Annotated in this window: 15 protein-coding genes; 11 read left to right on the forward strand and 4 right to left on the reverse strand. The window is 64.9% G+C overall.

From position 1 onward, the window contains the following. Positions 1–38: 38 nt before the first annotated feature. On the reverse strand, positions 39–968 hold the full coding sequence (locus ACNQPL_RS09315; protein ID WP_346613770.1) for a DUF1853 family protein: 930 nt from the start codon (positions 966–968) through the stop codon (positions 39–41). 87 nt (positions 969–1,055) lie between these two features. On the opposite strand from ACNQPL_RS09315, the gene ACNQPL_RS09320 reads away from it, so the two are divergent. The 11 genes from ACNQPL_RS09320 (at position 1,056) to ACNQPL_RS09370 (ending at position 13,109) form a co-directional block, all read left to right on the forward strand. Next, entirely contained in the window at positions 1,056–1,946 is an 891-nt protein-coding gene (locus ACNQPL_RS09320; RefSeq protein ID WP_023632574.1) for an NAD(+) kinase, read from the forward strand. Further along, positions 1,946–2,917, forward strand: a complete 972-nt coding sequence (locus ACNQPL_RS09325; RefSeq protein ID WP_416466505.1) for a metallophosphoesterase — start codon at positions 1,946–1,948, stop codon at positions 2,915–2,917. Before ACNQPL_RS09320 ends, ACNQPL_RS09325 begins: the two co-directional genes overlap by 1 nt. After that, positions 2,914–3,792 (forward strand): rhomboid family intramembrane serine protease, encoded by an 879-nt coding sequence (locus tag ACNQPL_RS09330; RefSeq protein ID WP_416466506.1) that lies wholly within the window; start codon positions 2,914–2,916, stop codon positions 3,790–3,792. Before ACNQPL_RS09325 ends, ACNQPL_RS09330 begins: the two co-directional genes overlap by 4 nt. Positions 3,793–3,805: 13 nt before the next feature. Beyond that, on the forward strand, positions 3,806–4,066 hold the full coding sequence (locus tag ACNQPL_RS09335) for a YeaC family protein (protein WP_016393000.1): 261 nt from the start codon (positions 3,806–3,808) through the stop codon (positions 4,064–4,066). Further along, positions 4,063–4,893 carry a DUF2797 domain-containing protein gene (locus ACNQPL_RS09340; RefSeq protein ID WP_416466507.1) on the forward strand — a complete coding sequence of 277 codons (831 nt, stop codon included), beginning with the start codon at positions 4,063–4,065 and terminating at the stop codon, positions 4,891–4,893. Before ACNQPL_RS09335 ends, ACNQPL_RS09340 begins: the two co-directional genes overlap by 4 nt. Positions 4,894–4,906: 13 nt before the next feature. Next, the gene (gene pepN, locus ACNQPL_RS09345) at positions 4,907–7,564 is read left to right on the forward strand and encodes an aminopeptidase N (protein ID WP_416466508.1); all 2,658 of its coding nucleotides are present in this window, start codon (positions 4,907–4,909) and stop codon (positions 7,562–7,564) included. A 268-nt stretch (positions 7,565–7,832) separates the two neighbouring features. After that, on the forward strand, positions 7,833–8,873 hold the full coding sequence (locus ACNQPL_RS09350) for a WD40/YVTN/BNR-like repeat-containing protein (RefSeq protein ID WP_416466509.1): 1,041 nt from the start codon (positions 7,833–7,835) through the stop codon (positions 8,871–8,873). 20 nt (positions 8,874–8,893) lie between these two features. After that, positions 8,894–11,269: an efflux RND transporter permease subunit gene (locus ACNQPL_RS09355; protein WP_346613867.1), complete on the forward strand. Its 2,376-nt coding sequence runs from the start codon at positions 8,894–8,896 to the stop codon at positions 11,267–11,269. A gap of 150 nt (positions 11,270–11,419) precedes the next feature. Beyond that, positions 11,420–11,710, forward strand: a complete 291-nt coding sequence (locus ACNQPL_RS09360) for a DUF5629 family protein (protein WP_416466510.1) — start codon at positions 11,420–11,422, stop codon at positions 11,708–11,710. Beyond that, on the forward strand, positions 11,676–12,806 hold the full coding sequence (locus ACNQPL_RS09365; RefSeq protein ID WP_416466512.1) for a lactonase family protein: 1,131 nt from the start codon (positions 11,676–11,678) through the stop codon (positions 12,804–12,806). The genes ACNQPL_RS09360 and ACNQPL_RS09365 overlap by 35 nt, the downstream gene beginning before the upstream one ends. A 123-nt stretch (positions 12,807–12,929) precedes the next feature. Further along, positions 12,930–13,109, forward strand: coding sequence for a hypothetical protein (locus ACNQPL_RS09370; protein WP_346613778.1), 180 nt, complete (start codon positions 12,930–12,932; stop codon positions 13,107–13,109). An 86-nt stretch (positions 13,110–13,195) separates the two neighbouring features. Here ACNQPL_RS09370 and ACNQPL_RS09375 read toward each other — a convergent pair whose 3' ends face one another. The 3 genes from ACNQPL_RS09375 to ACNQPL_RS09385 are packed head-to-tail and all read right to left on the reverse strand — an operon-like array spanning position 13,196 to position 18,665. Then, complete coding sequence (locus tag ACNQPL_RS09375) at positions 13,196–13,789, reverse strand: glutathione S-transferase (RefSeq protein WP_416466513.1); 594 nt, start codon at positions 13,787–13,789, stop codon at positions 13,196–13,198. Continuing rightward, complete coding sequence (locus tag ACNQPL_RS09380; RefSeq protein WP_416466514.1) at positions 13,786–17,430, reverse strand: AAA family ATPase; 3,645 nt, start codon at positions 17,428–17,430, stop codon at positions 13,786–13,788. Before ACNQPL_RS09380 ends, ACNQPL_RS09375 begins: the two co-directional genes overlap by 4 nt. Next, positions 17,427–18,665, reverse strand: a complete 1,239-nt coding sequence (locus tag ACNQPL_RS09385) for an exonuclease SbcCD subunit D C-terminal domain-containing protein (RefSeq protein ID WP_346613781.1) — start codon at positions 18,663–18,665, stop codon at positions 17,427–17,429. The genes ACNQPL_RS09380 and ACNQPL_RS09385 overlap by 4 nt, the downstream gene beginning before the upstream one ends. Positions 18,666–18,670 lie beyond the last annotated feature (5 nt).

Consider the following 18,670-nt stretch of genomic DNA (forward strand, 5'->3'; position numbering starts at 1 on the left):
CGGCTAACTCTAACGGCTTGTTGAGCAGATGCATTGCGCTAGGTAGGTATCGGCCACTGATCGGCGACCAGAAACACTCGCTCCGCTTCGTGCCAGGCGCCGTCATCTTCGGCTTCCAGCCTGACCAGCATCTGCGCCGGTGCTTGTGGCTCCAGCGCTTGTAACCACGTGGCGAACTGCGGTGGCGCCCAGCACACATCCGCTTCAACCCGTGCCGGTGCCAGCCAGGCGTGACGGGGCAGCGGCTGCCAGCGTTCGCCGGCGGCCATCGGCCAATCCCGCCGCCGGACCCAGCGCCCGCGCAGGTGCAGCGGATTTGCCCCTATGGGCGGGTCGGCGTGCCCTGGCGACGGGTAGAACAGGTAACCCCCCAACCACACGTGTGCCTGAAGCTCATGAATGCCAAGCCCGGCCAGCGCCTCGCGGCTCTGCGCATCACTCGACATGGGCAACTGATGCCCAGCCAAGTGCGCAAGCTTGGTGCCCAGCCGGTCATGGCAACCCGGCCCGAGCCATTGGCCGGGGTCATGGCCTTGACCGTTGACTGGCCCCAGGTACAGCTTGATGGCAAGCTCCAGGTGATGGGTGCCGTCGGCATCGCGCAGCAGGATGTCCAACTCGCCCAGCGTTCGCCCGCCCGTGCGGATTGCCAGGTTGGCCGACAGCAGCTCGACACCGGGCGCCTGGCCCAGGGCGAACTGCCACAGACCTTCGTAGTACAGCCCCAGGCGTCGGCTGGTGAGGGTTGCCAGCCGCTCACGCAGCGGTCGGTCATCGTTATCAAGGTGCAGCAACCAAGCCTTCAACCGTTGCGGATCCGCCGCCCAGGCGCTCCCCGCCAGCGGATGGCGCTGGGGGCAGGGCGGTGTGCTGAGCAGCGGTGGCGACAGCAGGGTCCAGGCCAGGTCGCGCACGGCAGGGCGGCGCAACTGGCGGGGCAGGTCGTGGAGTTCGGCAAAAGGCATCATGCTGCGAGCATAGCCGGTTTGCCGCTGCCCGGTCGTTTCGCCATAATCGGCGCATAGTCACCCGCCGCAGAGCCTCGCAGGAGCCCCATGGAGCAATTTCGCAATATCGGTATCATCGGCCGCCTTGGCAGCTCGCAGGTGCTCGACACCATTCGCCGACTGAAAAAATTCCTCCTCGAGCGCCACCTGCACGTGATCCTCGAGGACACCATCGCCGAAGTCCTGCCTGGCCACGGCTTGCAGACCTCCACCCGCAAGCTGCTGGGCGAAGTCTGCGACCTGGTCATCGTCGTCGGCGGTGACGGCAGCCTGCTCGGCGCCGCCCGCGCCCTGGCCCGGCACAACATCCCGGTGCTGGGGATCAACCGCGGCAACCTGGGCTTCCTCACCGATATCCGCCCCGACGAGCTGGAAGAGAAGGTCGCCGAAGTGCTCGACGGCCACTACCTGGTGGAAAACCGCTTCCTGCTGCAGGCTGAGGTGCGTCGCCATCACGAGGCCATCGGCCAGGGTGATGCGCTCAACGATGTGGTGCTGCACCCGGGCAAGTCGACGCGGATGATCGAGTTCGAGATCTACATCGATGGTCAGTTCGTCTGCAGCCAGAAGGCCGACGGCCTGATCGTCGCCACCCCGACCGGTTCGACCGCCTACGCGCTGTCGGCCGGTGGCCCGATCATGCACCCCAAGCTCGACGCCATCGTCATCGTGCCGATGTACCCGCATACCTTGTCGGGCCGGCCGATCGTGGTGGACGGCAACAGTGAGCTGAAGATCGTGGTGTCCAAGGACCTGCAGATCTACCCGCAGGTGTCCTGTGACGGCCAGAACCACTTCACCTGCGCGCCCGGCGACACCATTACCGTGAGCAAAAAACCGCAAAAACTGCGCCTGATCCACCCGCTGGACCACAATTACTACGAGGTCTGCCGCACCAAGCTCGGCTGGGGCAGCCGCCTGGGAGGCAGGGACGACTGATGCTCGATCCGGCGCGAAGTTTCGACATCATCGGTGACGTGCACGGCTGTGCATTGACCCTGGAACGCCTGCTCGACGCCCTCGGTTACACGCGTATCGGCGGCGTCTGGCGCCACCCACGGCGCCAAGCCCTGTTCCTCGGCGACATCGTCGACCGCGGCCCGCGCATCCGTGAGGCGCTGCACATCGTCCACGACATGGTCGAGGCCGGCCAGGCGTTCTGCATCATGGGCAACCACGAGTACAACGCGCTCGGTTGGGTAACCCCGGCGCTGCCCGGCAGTGGCAAGGCCTACGTGCGCGAGCACACGCCGCGCCATGCCCGCCTGATCGACGAAACCCTGACCCAGTTCGCCCACCACCCTGGCGACTGGCACGATTTCCTGCAGTGGTTCTACGACATGCCACTGTTTGTAGACGCCGGGCGGTTCCGCCTGGTGCACGCTTGCTGGGACCCGCGGCTGATCGACCCGCTGCGCCAGCAATACCCCGACGGCCGCATCGATGAACATTTCATCCAGGCATCGGCCGTGCCCGGCAGCTTTGCCTCCACGGTCTGCAACCGCCTGTTGCGCGGCACCGACATGCGCCTGCCGGACGGCCTGACGCTGACCGGTGGCGATGGCCTGACCCGCGCCTTCTTCCGCACCAAGTTTTGGGAAGAAGACCCGAAAACCTACGGCGACATCGTCTTCCAGCCCGACGCGCTGCCTGACGAGGTGGCCCGCACGCCGCTCAGCCACACCGAAAAGAACGCCTTGCTACGCTACGCCGAGGATGAGCCACTGCTGTTCGTTGGCCATTACTGGCGCAGCGGCCGCCCGGCGCCAATCCGCGGCAACCTGGCCTGCCTGGACTACAGCGCGGTGCTGTACGGCAAGATGGTGGCCTATCGGCTGGATGATGAAACCCGGATAGACCCGCACAAGTTCGTGTGGGTCGACGTCGACCGACCGCAGGGCAATCAATGAATATCGTCGAAGTGATGCGCTTGCCGCTTGCGGTCGATCTCAGTGGCTTCGTGCACCTGCTGCAGCGCCTGCAGGTGCCGCACCGGGTCAGCGAGGAGGGCGAAGTCCAGGTGCTGTGGGCCCCGGAAACCATGGCCGCGGATGTCCTTCAACTCTACCAGCGCTACCCCGACGGCAACGCCGACATCGAAGCGGTCAGCGACCCTGTGGCAGAGGGCTTGCCTGCGAAAGGGCCGACGTTGGGCGAGCAGGCCCGCGCCTGCAAGGTTACCGCCGCCATCCTGTTCCTCTGTTTGATCGTCGCCGGCCTCACCCGCCTGGGCGACAACCTCACCACCATCAGCTGGTTCACCTTCCTCGACTACCGCGTGCAGGGCGAATACCTGTACTTCGTCCCGCTGGCCCAGGGCCTTGCCGAAGGCCAGTGGTGGCGCCTGGTGTCGCCCATGCTGCTGCACTTCGGCGTGCTGCACCTGGCCATGAACGGCATGTGGTACTGGGAGCTGGGCAAGCGCATCGAACTGCGCCAGGGCCCGTGGCTGCTGGCCGGCCTGACACTGCTGTTCAGCCTGGTGTCCAACCTCGCCCAGCACTACACCAGCGGCCCGAGCCTGTTCGGCGGCTTGTCCGGTGTGCTGTACGGCCTGCTCGGCCATGTGTGGCTGTACCAGTGGCTGGCGCCCAACCCGCACTTCAACCTGCCCAAGGGTGTGCTGGTCATGATGCTCATCTGGCTGGTCATCTGCCTGACCGGCGTGGTCGGCCAGCTCGGTTTCGGCCAGATCGCCAATGCCGCCCATGTCGGCGGGCTGCTCATCGGATGCCTGACGGGCCTCTTGGGTGGAATGGTGGCCCGGCGTAAACTGTCCGCTTGATTTAGGAGACGCTATGTCCACGTTCGCGCAAATGATCGAAAACATCACCCCGGAAATCTACCAAAGCCTGAAAACGGCCGTGGAAATCGGCAAATGGTCCGATGGCCGCAAGCTCACCCCCGAGCAGAAGGAGCTGTCGTTGCAGGCGGTGATCGCCTGGGAGATGCAGAACCTGCCCGAAGACCAGCGCACCGGTTACATGGGCCCGCAGGAATGCGCGTCGAAGTCTGCGCCGATCGCCAACATCCTGTTCAAGTCGGACTCGGTACATTGATCGAACTCGCTCGTGGCTCTTTGAGCAAAATGGCGGTAAGCCTGGAAGCACCGCTGGTGCAGTACAGCTTCCGCCTGGATGACACGCAGGTGCCGGTCAACCCGTTGATCGGCCAGCGCCTGCGCCTTGAGTACCTCGGTGCCATCCACTGCAGCCATTGCGGCAAGCGCACCAAGACCAGCTTCAGCCAGGGCTACTGCTACCCATGCATGACCAAGCTGGCCCAGTGCGACGTGTGCATCATGGCCCCCGAACGCTGCCACTACGAGGCCGGCACCTGCCGCGAGCCGTCGTGGGGCGAGCAGTTCTGCATGACCGACCATGTGGTGTACCTGGCCAACTCGTCGGGCGTCAAGGTCGGCATCACCCGCGCCACCCAGCTGCCCACCCGCTGGCTCGACCAGGGCGCCAGCCAGGCGCTGCCGATCATGCGCGTGGCCACCCGGCAGCAGTCCGGCCTGGTCGAAGACCTGCTGCGCAGCCAGGTGCCAGACCGCACCAACTGGCGTGCGCTGCTCAAGGGCGACGCCGAGGTGCTCGACCTGGTTGCCATTCGCGAACAGATCTTCGACGCCTGCGCCGACGGCCTGCGTGAACTGCAGGCGCGTTTCGGCCTGCAGGCGATCCAGCCGCTGCCCGACGCTGAAGTGGTGCAGATGAAGTACCCGGTCGAGGCCTACCCGACCAAGATCGTCAGCTTCAACCTCGACAAGAACCCGGTGGTTGAAGGCACGCTGCTGGGCATCAAGGGCCAGTACCTGATCTTCGACACCGGCGTGATCAATATTCGCAAGTACACGGCCTACCAGTTGGCCGTGCTCCAGTAAAAAGGACCTGCACATGCGTACCGAACAACCGCAAGTGATCTACCTCAAGGACTACCAGGCGCCCGAGTACCTGATCGACGAAACGCACCTGACCTTCGAGCTGTTCGAGGACCACACGCTGGTTCATGCGCAACTGATCATGCGCCGCAACCCGGCACGCGGTGCCGGCCTGCCGCCACTGGTGCTCGACGGCCAGCAGCTTGAACTGCTGCGCGCCTCGCTGGACGACGAAGACCTGCAGGCGAGCGACTATCAGCTCGAAGCCGACAGCCTGACCCTGCACCCCAAGGCCGAGCGCTTCACCCTCGACACCAGCGTCAGGATCCACCCCGAGAGCAACACCGCGCTGGAAGGCCTGTACAAGTCCGGCAAGATGTTCTGCACCCAGTGCGAAGCCGAGGGCTTTCGCAAGATCACCTATTACCTCGACCGCCCGGACGTGATGAGCACCTTCACCACCACGGTGATCGCCGAGCAGCATCGCTACCCGGTGCTGCTGTCCAACGGCAACCCGACCGGCAGCGGGCCGGCCGAGGATGGCCGCCACTGGGCAACCTGGGAAGACCCGTTCAAGAAGCCGGCTTACCTGTTCGCGCTGGTAGCAGGTGACTTGTGGTGCGTGGAAGACAACTTCACGCGCCAGTCCGGCCGCGATGTGATGCTGCGCATCTATGTCGAGCCCGAGAACCTCGACAAGTGCGACCACGCCATGGTCAGCCTGAAAAAGTCCATGCGCTGGGACGAAGAAGTCTACGGCCGTGAGTACGACCTCGACATCTTCATGATCGTCGCGGTCAACGACTTCAACATGGGCGCCATGGAAAACAAAGGCCTCAACATCTTCAACTCCAGCTGCGTGCTGGCCCGCGCTGAAACCGCTACCGACGCCGCCCACCAGCGCGTCGAAGGCGTGGTCGCCCACGAATACTTCCACAACTGGTCGGGCAACCGCGTGACCTGCCGCGACTGGTTCCAGCTGTCGCTCAAGGAGGGCTTCACGGTGTTCCGCGACGCCGAGTTCAGCGCCGACATGAACTCGCGCACGGTCAAGCGCATCGAGGACGTCGCCTACCTGCGTACCCACCAGTTCGCCGAGGACGCTGGCCCCATGGCCCACCCGGTGCGCCCGGACAGCTTCATCGAGATCTCCAACTTCTACACCCTGACCGTGTACGAAAAGGGTGCCGAGGTGGTGCGCATGGTCCGCACCCTGCTGGGCGCCGAGGGCTTCCGCAAGGGCAGCGACCTGTACTTTGAGCGCCACGATGGCCAGGCGGTGACCACCGACGACTTCATCAAGGCCATGGAAGACGCCAACGGTGTAGACCTGACCCAGTTCAAGCGCTGGTACAGCCAGGCCGGCACGCCGCGCCTGGACGTCAGCGAAACCTACGACGCCGGCGCCCAGACTTACAGCCTGACCTTCCGCCAGCACTGCCCGCAGACCCCGGACAAAGCCGAGAAGCTGCCGTTCGTGATCCCGGTCGAACTGGGCCTGCTGGATGCCAACGGCAACGACCTGCCGCTGCACCTGGCCGGTGAGGCCGCTGCTGGCGGCAGCAGCCGCGTACTGTCGGTGACCGAGGCCGAGCAGACCTTCACCTTCGAAGGTGTCCAGGCCAAGCCGCTGCCCTCGCTGCTGCGCGGCTTCAGCGCGCCGGTGAAGCTCAGCTTCCCGTACGACCGCGACCAGCTGATGTTCCTCATGCAGCACGACAGCGACGGCTTCAACCGCTGGGAAGCCGGCCAGCAGCTGTCGGTGCAAGTGCTGCAGGAACTGATCGGCCAGCACCAGCGTGGCGAAGCGCTGCAACTCGATCAGCGCCTGATCACCGCCCTGGGCACCGTTCTGGCCAACGAGTCACTGGACGCCGCCATGGTTGCCGAGATGCTGTCGCTGCCGGGCGAGGCTTACCTCACCGAGATCAGCCAGGTGGCCGATGTCGACGCCATCCACGCCGCCCGCGAGTTCGCCCGCCAGCAGATCGCCGCGCAGCTGTTCGAGGGCCTGTGGGCGCGCTACCAGGCGCACCGCGAGGTGTCGCGCAACACCCCCTACGTCGCCGCGGCAGAGCACTTCGCCCGTCGCAGCCTGCAGAACATTGCCCTGTCGTACCTGATGCAGAGCGGCAAGCCGCAGGTGCTGGAAGCAACCCTGGAGCAGTTCGACCAGTGCGACAACATGACCGAACGCCTGACCGCCCTGGCGGTGCTGGTCAATTCGCCGTTCGAGGCCGAACGCGCCAAGGCCCTGGAAACCTTCGCCGAGCACTTCAAGGATAACCCGCTGGTCATGGACCAGTGGTTCAGCGTGCAGGCGGCCAGCGCCTTGCCGGGCGGGCTGGCGCGGGTCAAGGCACTGATGCAGCACCCGGCCTTCACCCTGAAGAACCCGAACAAGGTGCGGGCGCTGATCGGTGCCTTCGCCGGGCAGAACCTGGTCAACTTCCATGCGGCCGATGGCTCCGGCTATCGCTTCCTGGCGGACCTGGTGATCGAGCTGAATGCGCTGAACCCGCAGATTGCCTCGCGCCAGTTGGCGCCGCTGACCCGCTGGCGCAAGTATGACGACGCGCGCCAGGCGCTGATGAAGGGTGAGCTGGAGCGGATTCTCGCTTCCGGGGCGCTGTCCAGTGATGTGTATGAGGTGGTGAGCAAGAGCCTGATGTAAGCCTGGCAAATCCCGGGGCCGCTTTGCGGCCCATCGCCGACAGGCCAGCCCCCACAGGTAAAGCGCACAGTTCAAGGGCGGCGCTGTACCTGTAGGAGCTGGCTTGCCGGCGATGGGCCGCAAAGCGGCCCCAGCTTTTTGGCGTTAACAAAACATAACGTCCCATTCGTTGTAATGTTTAATCCTTCCCCGATACGATCCCACCAAGCCTCTAACACAGGCTTTTCAACGCACAGACCCACCAAGAAGAACACAACAGGGGATGGTCATGAGGGAGCGGGTGATGACGCAGGCCAGGCGTGGTGCCTGGCCGTTGGCGGCTGGCGCGGTGCTGGCGCTGGCATTGGGCATGTGGGCAGACAGCGCGCAAGCCGCTGCAGCCGACGAATACTCGACCGAATCGGCCAAGGCCAGCCAAAGCCTGCTGATCGATGCCACCCATGCCGGCAAACGCCTGGTGGTGGTAGGCGATCGCGGCCACATTCTGTTCTCCGATGACCAGGGCAACACCTGGACCCAGGCCCGGGTGCCCACCCGGCAACTGCTCACGGCGGTGTTCTTCCTCGACGAAAAACGCGGCTGGGCGGTCGGCCACGATGCACAGATCCTCGCCAGCAACGATGGCGGCGCGACCTGGAGCAAGCAGTTCGAAGACCTTTCCCGCGAAGCTCCGCTGCTCGACGTCACCTTCCTCGATGCCCAGCACGGTTTTGCCGTGGGTGCCTATGGCGCTCTGCTGGAAACCCGTGATGGCGGTCAGCACTGGCAGAACATCGCCGAACGCCTGGACAACGCCGACCAGTTGCACCTCAACGGCATTGCCGTGATCAAGGAGGCGGGCCTGTTCATTGTCGGCGAGCAGGGCAGCATGTTCCGCTCCAGCGACAACGGCCAGACCTGGGCCAAGGTCGAAGGCCCCTACGAGGGCTCGCTGTTCGGCGTGATCGGCACCGCCAAGCCACACACGTTGTTGGCCTATGGCCTGCGCGGCAACCTGTTCCGTTCCACCGACTTCGGTGACAGCTGGCAACCGATCGAGCTCAAGGCGGCGCGCGGCAACCTCGAATTCGGCCTGGCAAGCGCTACGCTTCTCGATGATGGCAGCCTGGCATTGGTCGGCAATGGCGGCAGTGTGCTGCGCAGCGTCGATGACGGGCAGACGTTCAGCGTCTACAACCGTGCCGACCGCATTGCCCTGGCCGGTGTCAGTGGCCTGGCCAACGGTGGCCTGCTGCTGGTGGGGCAGGGTGGTGTGCACCTGGCCACCGCCGAGGGTGCTGACCAGACTGCCGAAGGGGCGCGCCCATGACCAGCCGAGAGAGCATTACCATGCACCCGCATCACCAGGACAAGGCCACGCTGCTGGAACGCCTGATCTTCAACAATCGCCCGGTGGTCATCGCCATCTGCGTGCTGGTGAGCATCTTCCTGTTCTGGCAGGCCACGCAGATCCGCCCCTCGACCAGTTTCGAGAAGATGATCCCGCTGGAGCATCCGTTCATCGAGCAGATGATGGAGCACCGCAACGACCTGGCCAACCTCGGCAACACCGTGCGCATTTCGGTCGAGGCGGTCAACGGCGACATCTTCGACAAGGACTACATGGAGACCTTGCGGCAGGTGCATGACGAGGTGTTCTACATCCCCGGCGTCGACCGCGCTGGCCTCAAGTCGCTGTGGAGCCCCAGCGTGCGCTGGAGCGAGGTTACCGAGGAGGGCTTCTCTGGCGGCGAGGTGATCCCCAACACCTACAACGGCTCGCAGGACAGCCTCGACACCCTGCGCGACAACGTGCTCAAGTCCGGCCAGGTCGGGCGCCTGGTGGGCAACAACTTCAAGTCCAGCATCGTCGATGTTCCACTGCTGGAAAGCTACCCCGACCCGAACGACCCCGGCAAACAGGTCAAACTCGACTACCAGCAGTTCTCGCACCTGCTGGAAGAAAAGATCCGCGACAAGTTCCAGGCACAGAACCCCAATGTGAAGGTGCACATCGTCGGCTTCGCCAAGAAGGTCGGTGACCTGATCGACGGCCTGGTAATGGTGGCGATGTTCTTCGGCGTGGCGCTGGTCATCACCTGGATCCTCTTGTACTGGTTCACCTGGTGCATCCGCAGCACCATCGCCGTGCTCATCACCACCCTGGTGGCGGTGGTCTGGCAGCTGGGCCTGATGCACGCGGTAGGCTTCGGGCTGGACCCGTACTCGATGCTGGTGCCGTTCCTGATCTTCGCCATCGGTATTTCCCATGGGGTGCAGAAGATCAACGGTATCGCCCTGCAGTCGAGCGACGCCGACAACGCCCTGACCGCTGCCCGGCGCACCTTCCGTCAGCTGTTCCTGCCGGGGATGATCGCCATCCTGGCCGATGCGGTGGGGTTTATCACCCTACTGATCATCGACATCGGTGTGATTCGCGAACTGGCCATCGGGGCCTCGATCGGCGTGGCGGTGATCGTCTTCACCAACCTGATTCTGCTACCGGTGGCGATTTCCTACGTGGGGATCAGCAAGAAGGCCATCGAGCGCAGCAAGAAGGACGCAACGCGCGAGCACCCGTTCTGGCGCCTGCTGTCCAACTTCGCCAGCGCCAAGGTGGCGCCGGTTTCCATTGCCTTGGCGCTGATCGCCTTCGCCGGTGGCTTGTGGTACAGCCAGAACCTGAAGATCGGCGACCTTGACCAGGGCGCGCCGGAGCTGCGCCCGGACTCGCGCTACAACCAGGACAACAACTTCATCATCAGCAACTACTCCACCAGCTCGGACGTGCTGGTGATCATGGTCAAGACGCCGGCCGAGAGCTGCTCGATCCACTCGACCATGGCGCCGATCGACGAGCTGATGTGGACCATGCAGAACACCCCGGGCGTGCAGTCGGCGATCTCTCTGGTGACGGTGTCCAAGCAGGTGATCAAGGGCATGAACGAGGGGAGCCTGAAATGGGAAACCCTGTCGCGCAACCCGGACATCCTCAACAACTCCATCGCCCGTGCCGACGGGCTGTACAACGCCGACTGCTCGCTGGCGCCGGTGCTGGTGTTCCTCAACGACCACAAGGCCGAAACCCTGGAGCGCGTCACCAGCGCCGCCAAGGCGTTTGCCGACAGCCACAACAAGGAGGGCCTGCAGTTTTTGCTGGCGGCGGGTAACGCCGGGATCGAGGCGGCCACCAACGAGGTGATCAAGTCGGCCGAACTGACCATCCTGGTGCTGGTGTACTTGTGCGTGGCGGTGATGTGCATGATCACCTTCCGCTCGTTTGCCGCCACCCTGTGTATCGTCCTGCCGCTGGTGCTGACATCGGTGCTGGGCAATGCGCTGATGGCGTTCATGGGTATCGGCGTCAAGGTCGCCACCTTGCCGGTGGTGGCGCTGGGCGTGGGCATCGGCGTGGATTACGGCATCTACATCTACAGCCGCCTGGAAAGCTTCCTGCGCGCCGGCCTGCCGTTGCAGGAGGCCTATTACCAGACCCTGCGCTCGACCGGTAAAGCAGTGCTGTTCACCGGCCTGTGCCTGGCGATTGGTGTGTGCACCTGGATCTTCTCGGCAATCAAGTTCCAGGCCGACATGGGCCTGATGCTGACCTTCATGCTGTTGTGGAACATGTTCGGGGCGCTGTGGTTGCTGCCGGCGCTGGCGCGGTTCCTGATCAAACCCGAGAAGATGGTGGGCAAGGAGGGTGGGTCGATTTTTGCCCATTGATGGGTTGGGGCCGCTTTGCGGCCCATCGCTGGCAAGCCAGCGCCTACAGGTACGGCGCAAGCATTCGGATTTGTAGGGGTGGCTTGCCGGTGATGGGCTGCAAAGCAGCCCCAGGGCTATAATGCCGGCTCATTTCCAATTGGTACCCCCATGTCCCCCCTCGCCACTGCCCTCGCATCCTGCGACATGCTGCTGATCGATGGCCTGCACGCCTTCGATTTCACCTTCGACGACACCGGCCTCACGGTCGAATGCATGGACGGCCGCCAGCTGCGCCGCTGGGCCTTCACCACCGACCAGGTTGCCGCCGCCACCGCAGCAGGTGATGAATGGCAACTGGACGATGCCCAGGGCCAGCATCGTCTAGTCTGTATGAGTGCCTTTCGCGCCCCGGATGAAGAGAACGATGAACCGGACCTGGACGAGCCTGCTGACCGCTAGCCTCATGACGCTAACCCTCGATACCCAGGCTGCCACCCTTTTGGTGGGCAGCTACACCGATGGCGCGAGCCAAGGCATCTACCGCTACACGTTCGACAGCAAGGCCGGCCGTATCAACCCTGCGCCGCAGCAGGTGGTCAAGAACGTCAGCCCGTCGTGGCTGGTGCTCTCGGCCGATCAGCGGCAGTTGTTCGTGGTCAACGAAACGCCGCAGGGCCATGCCAGCAGTTTCAGCGTGAGCAGCAAAGGCGAGATCACCCCGCTCAACCAGGTGGCCACCCGCGGCGACGAGCCGACCCACGCCAGCCTGAGCCGCGACCAGCGTTACCTGTTCGTCGCCAACTACGCCGTCGCCCCCGACCCGGGCGGCAGCCTGGTGGTGCTTCCGGTGGGCAAGGACGGCAAGCTCAAGGATGCGGTGCAGCAAGTGCGGCACAAGCCCAGTGGCGTCAACCCCGAGCGCCAGGGCGGTGCGCATGTGCATTCAGTGGTGCTGTCGCCCGATGGCAGCCACCTGTATGCCAGCGATCTGGGCGCCGACAAGGTGTTCATCTACCGCTACGACGGCGCCAGCGTCGACCGCCCCCTCAGCGCGGCGATACCAGCGTCCGTCGAGCTGCCGCCGGGCAGCGGCCCGCGTCACCTGTTGTTCGATGCCAAGGGGCGGCATGCCTACCTGACGCTGGAAATGAGCGCCGAAGTAGTCATGTTCGATGTCAAGGACGATGCGTTGCACGAACGCCAGCGCCTGCCGCTGACCGAGCAGAACGACGCCGCAGCCAAGGCGGCGGGCGCCCTGCACTTGTCGGCGGACGGGCGCTTCCTGTATGCCAGCAACCGTGGCACGGCCAACGAGATCGTGGTGTTCAGCGTGGGCAAGGACGACGGCCAGCTGACGTTCCTGCAGCGGCGTTCGGTGGAGGGTGACCATCCACGGGAGTTCGCCCTCGACCCCAGCGACAACTTCCTGCTGGTGGCCAACCAGAAGAGCAACCAGATCGTGGTCATGCGCCGTGACCCGCGCACGGGCAAGCTGGGTGAAACCGTGCAGACCTTGCCGCAGGACGCGCCTTCGGACCTGAAGTTTATCGAGTGACTATCGATAGCCGTGATAATCCCTACCACCGCAATGAATTTCTGTGGCTGACCTCAGCGGCGTAAGTTTGACCCAAGGCCCACTCGGGCCACCGTCAAACCACCGCAGTCGAGGTCAGCCCACATGAACTTCAATCTCTTCCCGGTCATCGCCGCATCCGCCATTTCCGCCTCGGTCGTGCTGCCGACGCATGCCCATGCCGACACCGGCAGCAAGGCATCCGCCACCCACAGCTATACCGAGCAGTACCTGCGCCAGAGTGCTCATTTTCATGCCGCGTTGAGTGGCAAGAACAGCCACTGATCCAGATGTGAGCACTGAACCTGTGGGGTCGCCGCACCGCCGCTCTTACAGGTTCCGGGCCACAGTTACCGCGCCGAAGTTGATAGCTATTTTGCCATGACGGCTTTGAACAGCTCAGACGCCAGCCACCCCTCCAGCCAGCTCCGCACTCGCGGATAAGCCGCCTCGGCAAACCACTGCGGTTCGACCCCGGCAAACTGGCGCATCAGAGGCAGCAGCGCGGCGTCTGTCAGGCTCGGGTGATTGGCCAGCAGGTACGGCCGGCCCTCAAGCAGCTGCTCGAGCTCCGCCAGCCAGGTTTCTGCCTGCTGGCGGTAATGCTCGCGCGAATAGTCAGGGTAACGCTCGGCATACTTGTACAGGTTGACCTGCGCCTTGAACTCGCTGTCGTTGCGGGCAATCAACTGCTCGGCCTGTTGCGCGGCAGCGGGGTCCGCCTGTAGGCGCCAGTCCTGTGGGTCGTTGCGCGTCAGGGCCCAGCGCATGATGTCCAGGCTTTCTTCCAGCACACCGTTACCGGTATCCAGCACCGGTACCGTGCCCTTGGGCGACAAGGCCAGCAACTCGGCCGGCTTGTGCTTCATCGCCACCTCGCACACCTGCACTTCGCACCCGGCATAACGCAGGGCCAGGCGCGCGCGCATGGCCCAAGGGCAACGGCGGAACGAGTAAAGGATCACCCGCACACCTCCACATCACTCAGGCCATTGCCCTGGCGCCGTACCTGGATCTGCACCGGAATGCGCTCGTGCATCTCCTGCACGTGGGAAATCACCGCCACCTTGCGGCCCTGCGCCTGAAGCCCGTCGAGCGCATCCATGGCCAGCTGCAGCGACTCGGGGTCGAGGCTGCCGAAGCCTTCATCGATGAACAGCGACTCGATGCGCAGGGTGCTCGACGCCATCGACGCCAAGCCCAGGGCCAGGGCCAGCGACACCAGGAAGGTTTCACCGCCCGACAGCGAGTGCACCGAGCGCAGTTCGTCGCCCATTTCGGTGTCCAGCACCAGCAGCCCCAACGCGCTGCCACCGCGCTTGAGGCGGTAACGCCGCGCCAGTTGGCGCAGCTGGGCGTTGGCGTGGTGCAGCAGCAGGTCGAGGTTGTAGCCCTGGGCGATCTTGCGGAACACGTCGCCGGAGGCCGAGCCGATCAGCGTGCTCAGGCGCGCCCAGCGCTGCCACTGCTCGCGGGCCTGTTCGATTTCGGCGGCCAGGGCCTGGTGCGCCTGCTGGCGGCGTTGGTCATCGGCCTGTTGCGCGCGCAGTTCGGCGCACTGTTGTTCCTGAACGTTGAGGTGCTGCTGGAGTTCGGCCAGGGTCTGCTCCAGGTCGTCGGCGGGCAGCTCGCCCTGTGCCTGGGCGTTATGCTGCTGAAGACGCTGTTCACGCTCCTGCAGCAGCACGCGGCCTTGCTCGATGGCTTTCTCTGCGTGCTGCAGCTGCTGGCGCAGGGCGCCAAGTTGCGCATCGTCGATGGCCAGCAGGCGGTCGAGGCCGCTGTCATCCAGCTCGGGGTGCTCGCCGCGCCACTGAGCGATCGCGCCCTGCAACTGCTGACACTCCTGCTCCAGTGCCTGCTGCCGTTGGACATTGGCGTCAAGCTCGGCGGCCAGTTTCACGCCCTGGGTGCGCAAGTCCTGCAGGCGCTGCGTGGTGTCGGCGTCGGCCGCACGGGCTTGCTCCAGTTGTGCCTCCAGGTGGTGTTGCCAGGCTTCTGCACTGGCATGTTCGCCTAGCAGTTCGGCGAGTTTTGCCTGCGCCTGCTGACGCTGCTCGTCCAGGCTGGCCAGTGTCTGCTGCCACTGCTGCTGCGCCTGCAGGCGTGTCTGCTGCTGGTCGCGCAGCTTGTCCAGCTGTACCTGGCGGGCTTGCTGTTCTTCCTGCTCGTCCTTGCGCTGCTCCAGCTGTTGCAACCGCTGGGCGATCTGCTGATCGAGGCCGAGAAAAGCATTGGCCGGGTCGTCGCTCAAGGCCTTCAGGACATCATCCGGCAGCACACTGGCCAGGTCATTCAGGCCTTGCTGCAACTGCTGTTCGTCGTTGGCCAGCGCCTGGTGCTGGTGGTCCAGGTGGCGCTGGGCCTGCTGCTGCGCTTCTTGCGCTGCCTGCAGTTGCTGGTTGAGGCGGGCAGCATCCTTTTGCAAGGCGAGCAGGGCGCTCTGGCGTTTCTCGTCCTTGCCGATTTCATCGTCCAGGCGCTGCAGCTGGTTGGCCAGCCAGGCTGTGCGGGCCTTGTCATCCTGGGGGGCGAGGGCGGGCCACAGGCTGTGTGCCTGCACCTGCGCAACCAATGGCTGCAGTTGCTCGCCCAGTTGCACCTGTTGCTGCTGGTAGTCCTTGAGCTGGGCGTTGACCACGCCAAGCTGGGTGCGCAGCTCCACCAGCTTGCCGTTGAGGGTTTCGACCTGCTTCTGCGCGGTGTCCTCTTCGGCCTGGTCATGCCGGCCCAGGCTTTGCAGCAGCGCCTCAGGCTGATGGAATGGGTGTTCGGCGCTGCCGCACACCGGGCAGGGCTCGCCGTCGCGCAACTGGCCGCGCAGCTCTTCGACACTGGTGTGGCGCGCCAGGCGTTGGCGTTCCAGTAGCTGGCGGGTGAGGGTGAGCGCCTGCTCGGCGGCCTCAAGCTCGGCCTTGGCTGCAGTGCCTTCGCTGATCAGTTGCTGGCGTTGCTGCATGGCCTGCTGCTGGCGCTCACGGATGGCTTCAAGGTGCTGACGCACTTCCAGCTCGCGGCCATGCAGGCGCGACAGTGCTTCGACGGCGCGCTGCTGTTTGCGATTGTCCTGAAGCATGCCGCCGAGCAGGTCGATCTGTTCGGCCAGCGCGTGCGGCTCGGCCTTGGCTTCACGGAACAGCAGCTCGTAATGCTCGCGCTGGGCCTGCAGCTGCGCATTGGCCTGGCTGGCCTGGGCCTGCAGGCCCGGTAGCTCTTCGCGGCCCTTGCTCAGCCGCCCGCCGATCAGCATCACTTGCTTGAGTTGCGGCAGGTAGGCCTGCCAGGCGTTGGCCAACCCGGCGAGGTGTTGGCTACCGGCCAGTGCCTCATCGATCTGCGCCAGTTGTTGCACGCTGCGCTGCTGGTTTTCTTCCAGCTGCTGCAGTTGCTGCTGCCCTTCGGCGACGTGCTGGTCGGCCTGCTGGCTGGCCGTGCGTTGCGCTGTCAGCTCATTGTCCAGCCGTGCCAGGCTGTCCTGCGCGGCAAACGCCTGGCGTAGGCGAGGGGTATTTTCGCTGTGTCGGGCCTGGTTGTCGGCGAGTGACTGTCGGGCTGCGACCAGCGCCTGTTGCAGTTCTGCTGTACGCGTCTGCAGCTCACCCTGCTGGCGCTGTTGCTCGGCGGTCTGCGCAGCCAGGGGCGCCAGTTGCGCGGTCAGGACCTGCTGGCGGTGAAACTGATGACGCTGGGGCGCCAGGCGCTCCAGGCGTTGCAGGTCGAGGCGTTGCTCGGCCAGCGCTTGCCAGCCGTGCTCGGCAGCCTGCAAGGCCGCGCCGGCTTCGCTGTGCTGGGCCTGCAGTTGCCGTTGTTCGTCGAGCCAGGTGCGCTGCTGCTCCAATTGGCGCAGGCGCGCCTGGTCGGCCTTGAACTGTTGCTGCGCCTGCTCCAGGCGCTGGTCGAGTTCGGCGCGGGCCTCGGCGACCATCGGCAGCAGGTGGCTGGCACGGTCTTTCAGGGCGTTGTGCGCTTCGCCGGTTTCCCGTGCCTTGCTGAACGCGCGCTGGCCGAGGCGGGTGTAGATGGCGGTGTTGGTGAGCTTTTCCAGTAACTCGCTGCGTTCTCTGTCGTCGGCCTTGAGGAAGGCACTGAACTCGCTCTGGGCCAGCATCACCGCGCGGGTAAACTGCTCGAAATTCAGGCCCAGGCGGGCTTCGATCAGCTGCTTGTATTCGTTCTTGCCGCTGCCCAGCACCTGCTCGCTGTCCAGGTCGTAGAGGCTCTGGCGGCTGAGCTGCAACTTGCCGTTTGCTTTGTCGCGGGCACGGTTGGCTTCCCAACGCGCGCGGTAGCGGTGGCCGTCGATGCCGATGAAGTCGACCTCGGCAAAGCCACTGCCGGTACCGCGGCGCAGCAGGTTGCGCGGGTCGGATGTGGGGATGTCGCCATCGGCGTCCGGCACCTTGGCTTCGCGGCCGATGGCGTTGAGCCGCGGCACGGTGCCGAACAGGGCCAGGCACAGCGCATCGAGCAGGGTGCTCTTGCCGGCACCGGTCGGCCCGGTGATGGCGAACAGCCCGGCACTGGCCAGGGGTTCGGTGGTGAAGTCGATGTCGACCGGGCCGGCCAGGGATGCCAGGTTCTTCAGGCGAATGGCGAGAATTTTCATGGCTGCTCCTCTTCCAGCTGAACGTCCTGCAGCAACAGGGCGAAGTCGGCCAGGGCCTGCTCGTCGACGGGGTTGCCGTAGGCCTGTTCCCAGGCGCGGCTGAACAGGTCCTGCGGGGTCATCTGCGACAGTTCGACGAACGCCAGCTCGCTTTCTTCGTCGTTACCACGGCCAGCATATTCGGCGCCGATGCGGATCAGCCGCACCGCTTTGCCGTCCAAGGCGCTTTCGATTTGCTGGCGCAGGTCGGGCTGCGGCTCGTCCAACAGCACGCGCACTTCAAGCCAGGGCTGGCGGTTGGGGTCTTCGAGCAGGTCGATTACCGGCAGCTCGGCAAGTTGCTCCAGCAGCTCGCCCAACGGCGCCGGGCCGATGCGCTGCAGGGCCACGGCGCGCGGCACCGGGCGCGCTTCGACGCTGACCAGCTCGGCGCCGTCCAGCTCGACTTCCAGCACCTGATGCGGGTAGTTGATTTCGGCGAACGACAGCGGGATCGGCGAGCCGCTGTAACGGATGCGGGTTTCGCGGTTGACCTTTTGCGGCTTGTGCAGGTGGCCCAGGGCCACGTAGCTGATGGCCTTGTCGAACAGCTTGGCCGGCAGCGCTTCGGCATTACCGATGATCAGGCTGCGCTCGGAGTCTTCGGACACCGAACCACCGGCCATGTGCGCGTGGCTGATGGCGACCAGGGCCTGGTCCTTCTTGCGCTTGTTCTGCGCGGCGGCGATCAGTTGCTGGTGCACCTGGGTGATGCCCTGCAAGTAGTCGTCCCCCAACTGCGGGCCGGTCACCTCGGCCGGGCGCAGGAAGGGCAGGGCCAGGCACCAGGCCGCAACCTTGCCGCGGCCGTTGGTCAGCGGTATCAGCAGGCGCTCGGCGTCCAGCTGGCCCTCATCCAGCCAATGCACGCGCCCTAGCGCATGGGTGCGCAGGCGGCGCATCAGCGCCGCGGGCAGCTCGATGCGCGAGCCGGAGTCGTGGTTGCCGGCAATCATCACGATGTCCAGTTTCGGCTGTTGCTCGTGGGCCTTCACGATGAAGTCGTAGAGCCGCTCCTGGGCTTTGACCGGCGGGTTGACCGTGTCGAAGATATCGCCAGCGATCAGCAACGCGTCGGGCTGGCGAAGCTGCAGCTGGCCGAGCAGCCACTCAAGGAAGCAGGCATGTTCGAAGTCGCGTTCCTGGCCGTGCAGGCTTTGGCCCAGGTGCCAGTCGGAGGTGTGAAACAGACGCATGGATG

The organism is Pseudomonas sp. LFS044 (assembly GCF_047978245.1).
Taxonomy (GTDB): Bacteria; Pseudomonadota; Gammaproteobacteria; order Pseudomonadales; family Pseudomonadaceae; genus Aquipseudomonas.

What these genes read in the sequence shown, in the direction of transcription:
- ACNQPL_RS09315 (WP_346613770.1), bottom strand. Translation starts at nt 968, where the DNA reads ATGATGCCTTTTGCCGAACTCCACGACCTGCCCCGCCAGTTGCGCCGC.
- ACNQPL_RS09320 (WP_023632574.1), top strand. Translation starts at nt 1,056, where the DNA reads ATGGAGCAATTTCGCAATATCGGTATCATCGGCCGCCTTGGCAGCTCG.
- ACNQPL_RS09325 (WP_416466505.1), top strand. Translation starts at nt 1,946, where the DNA reads ATGCTCGATCCGGCGCGAAGTTTCGACATCATCGGTGACGTGCACGGC.
- ACNQPL_RS09330 (WP_416466506.1), top strand. Translation starts at nt 2,914, where the DNA reads ATGAATATCGTCGAAGTGATGCGCTTGCCGCTTGCGGTCGATCTCAGT.
- ACNQPL_RS09335 (WP_016393000.1), top strand. Translation starts at nt 3,806, where the DNA reads ATGTCCACGTTCGCGCAAATGATCGAAAACATCACCCCGGAAATCTAC.
- pepN (WP_416466508.1), top strand. Translation starts at nt 4,907, where the DNA reads ATGCGTACCGAACAACCGCAAGTGATCTACCTCAAGGACTACCAGGCG.
- ACNQPL_RS09350 (WP_416466509.1), top strand. Translation starts at nt 7,833, where the DNA reads ATGAGGGAGCGGGTGATGACGCAGGCCAGGCGTGGTGCCTGGCCGTTG.
- ACNQPL_RS09355 (WP_346613867.1), top strand. Translation starts at nt 8,894, where the DNA reads ATGCACCCGCATCACCAGGACAAGGCCACGCTGCTGGAACGCCTGATC.
- ACNQPL_RS09360 (WP_416466510.1), top strand. Translation starts at nt 11,420, where the DNA reads ATGTCCCCCCTCGCCACTGCCCTCGCATCCTGCGACATGCTGCTGATC.
- ACNQPL_RS09365 (WP_416466512.1), top strand. Translation starts at nt 11,676, where the DNA reads ATGAACCGGACCTGGACGAGCCTGCTGACCGCTAGCCTCATGACGCTA.
- ACNQPL_RS09370 (WP_346613778.1), top strand. Translation starts at nt 12,930, where the DNA reads ATGAACTTCAATCTCTTCCCGGTCATCGCCGCATCCGCCATTTCCGCC.
- ACNQPL_RS09380 (WP_416466514.1), bottom strand. Translation starts at nt 17,430, where the DNA reads ATGAAAATTCTCGCCATTCGCCTGAAGAACCTGGCATCCCTGGCCGGC.
- ACNQPL_RS09385 (WP_346613781.1), bottom strand. Translation starts at nt 18,665, where the DNA reads ATGCGTCTGTTTCACACCTCCGACTGGCACCTGGGCCAAAGCCTGCAC.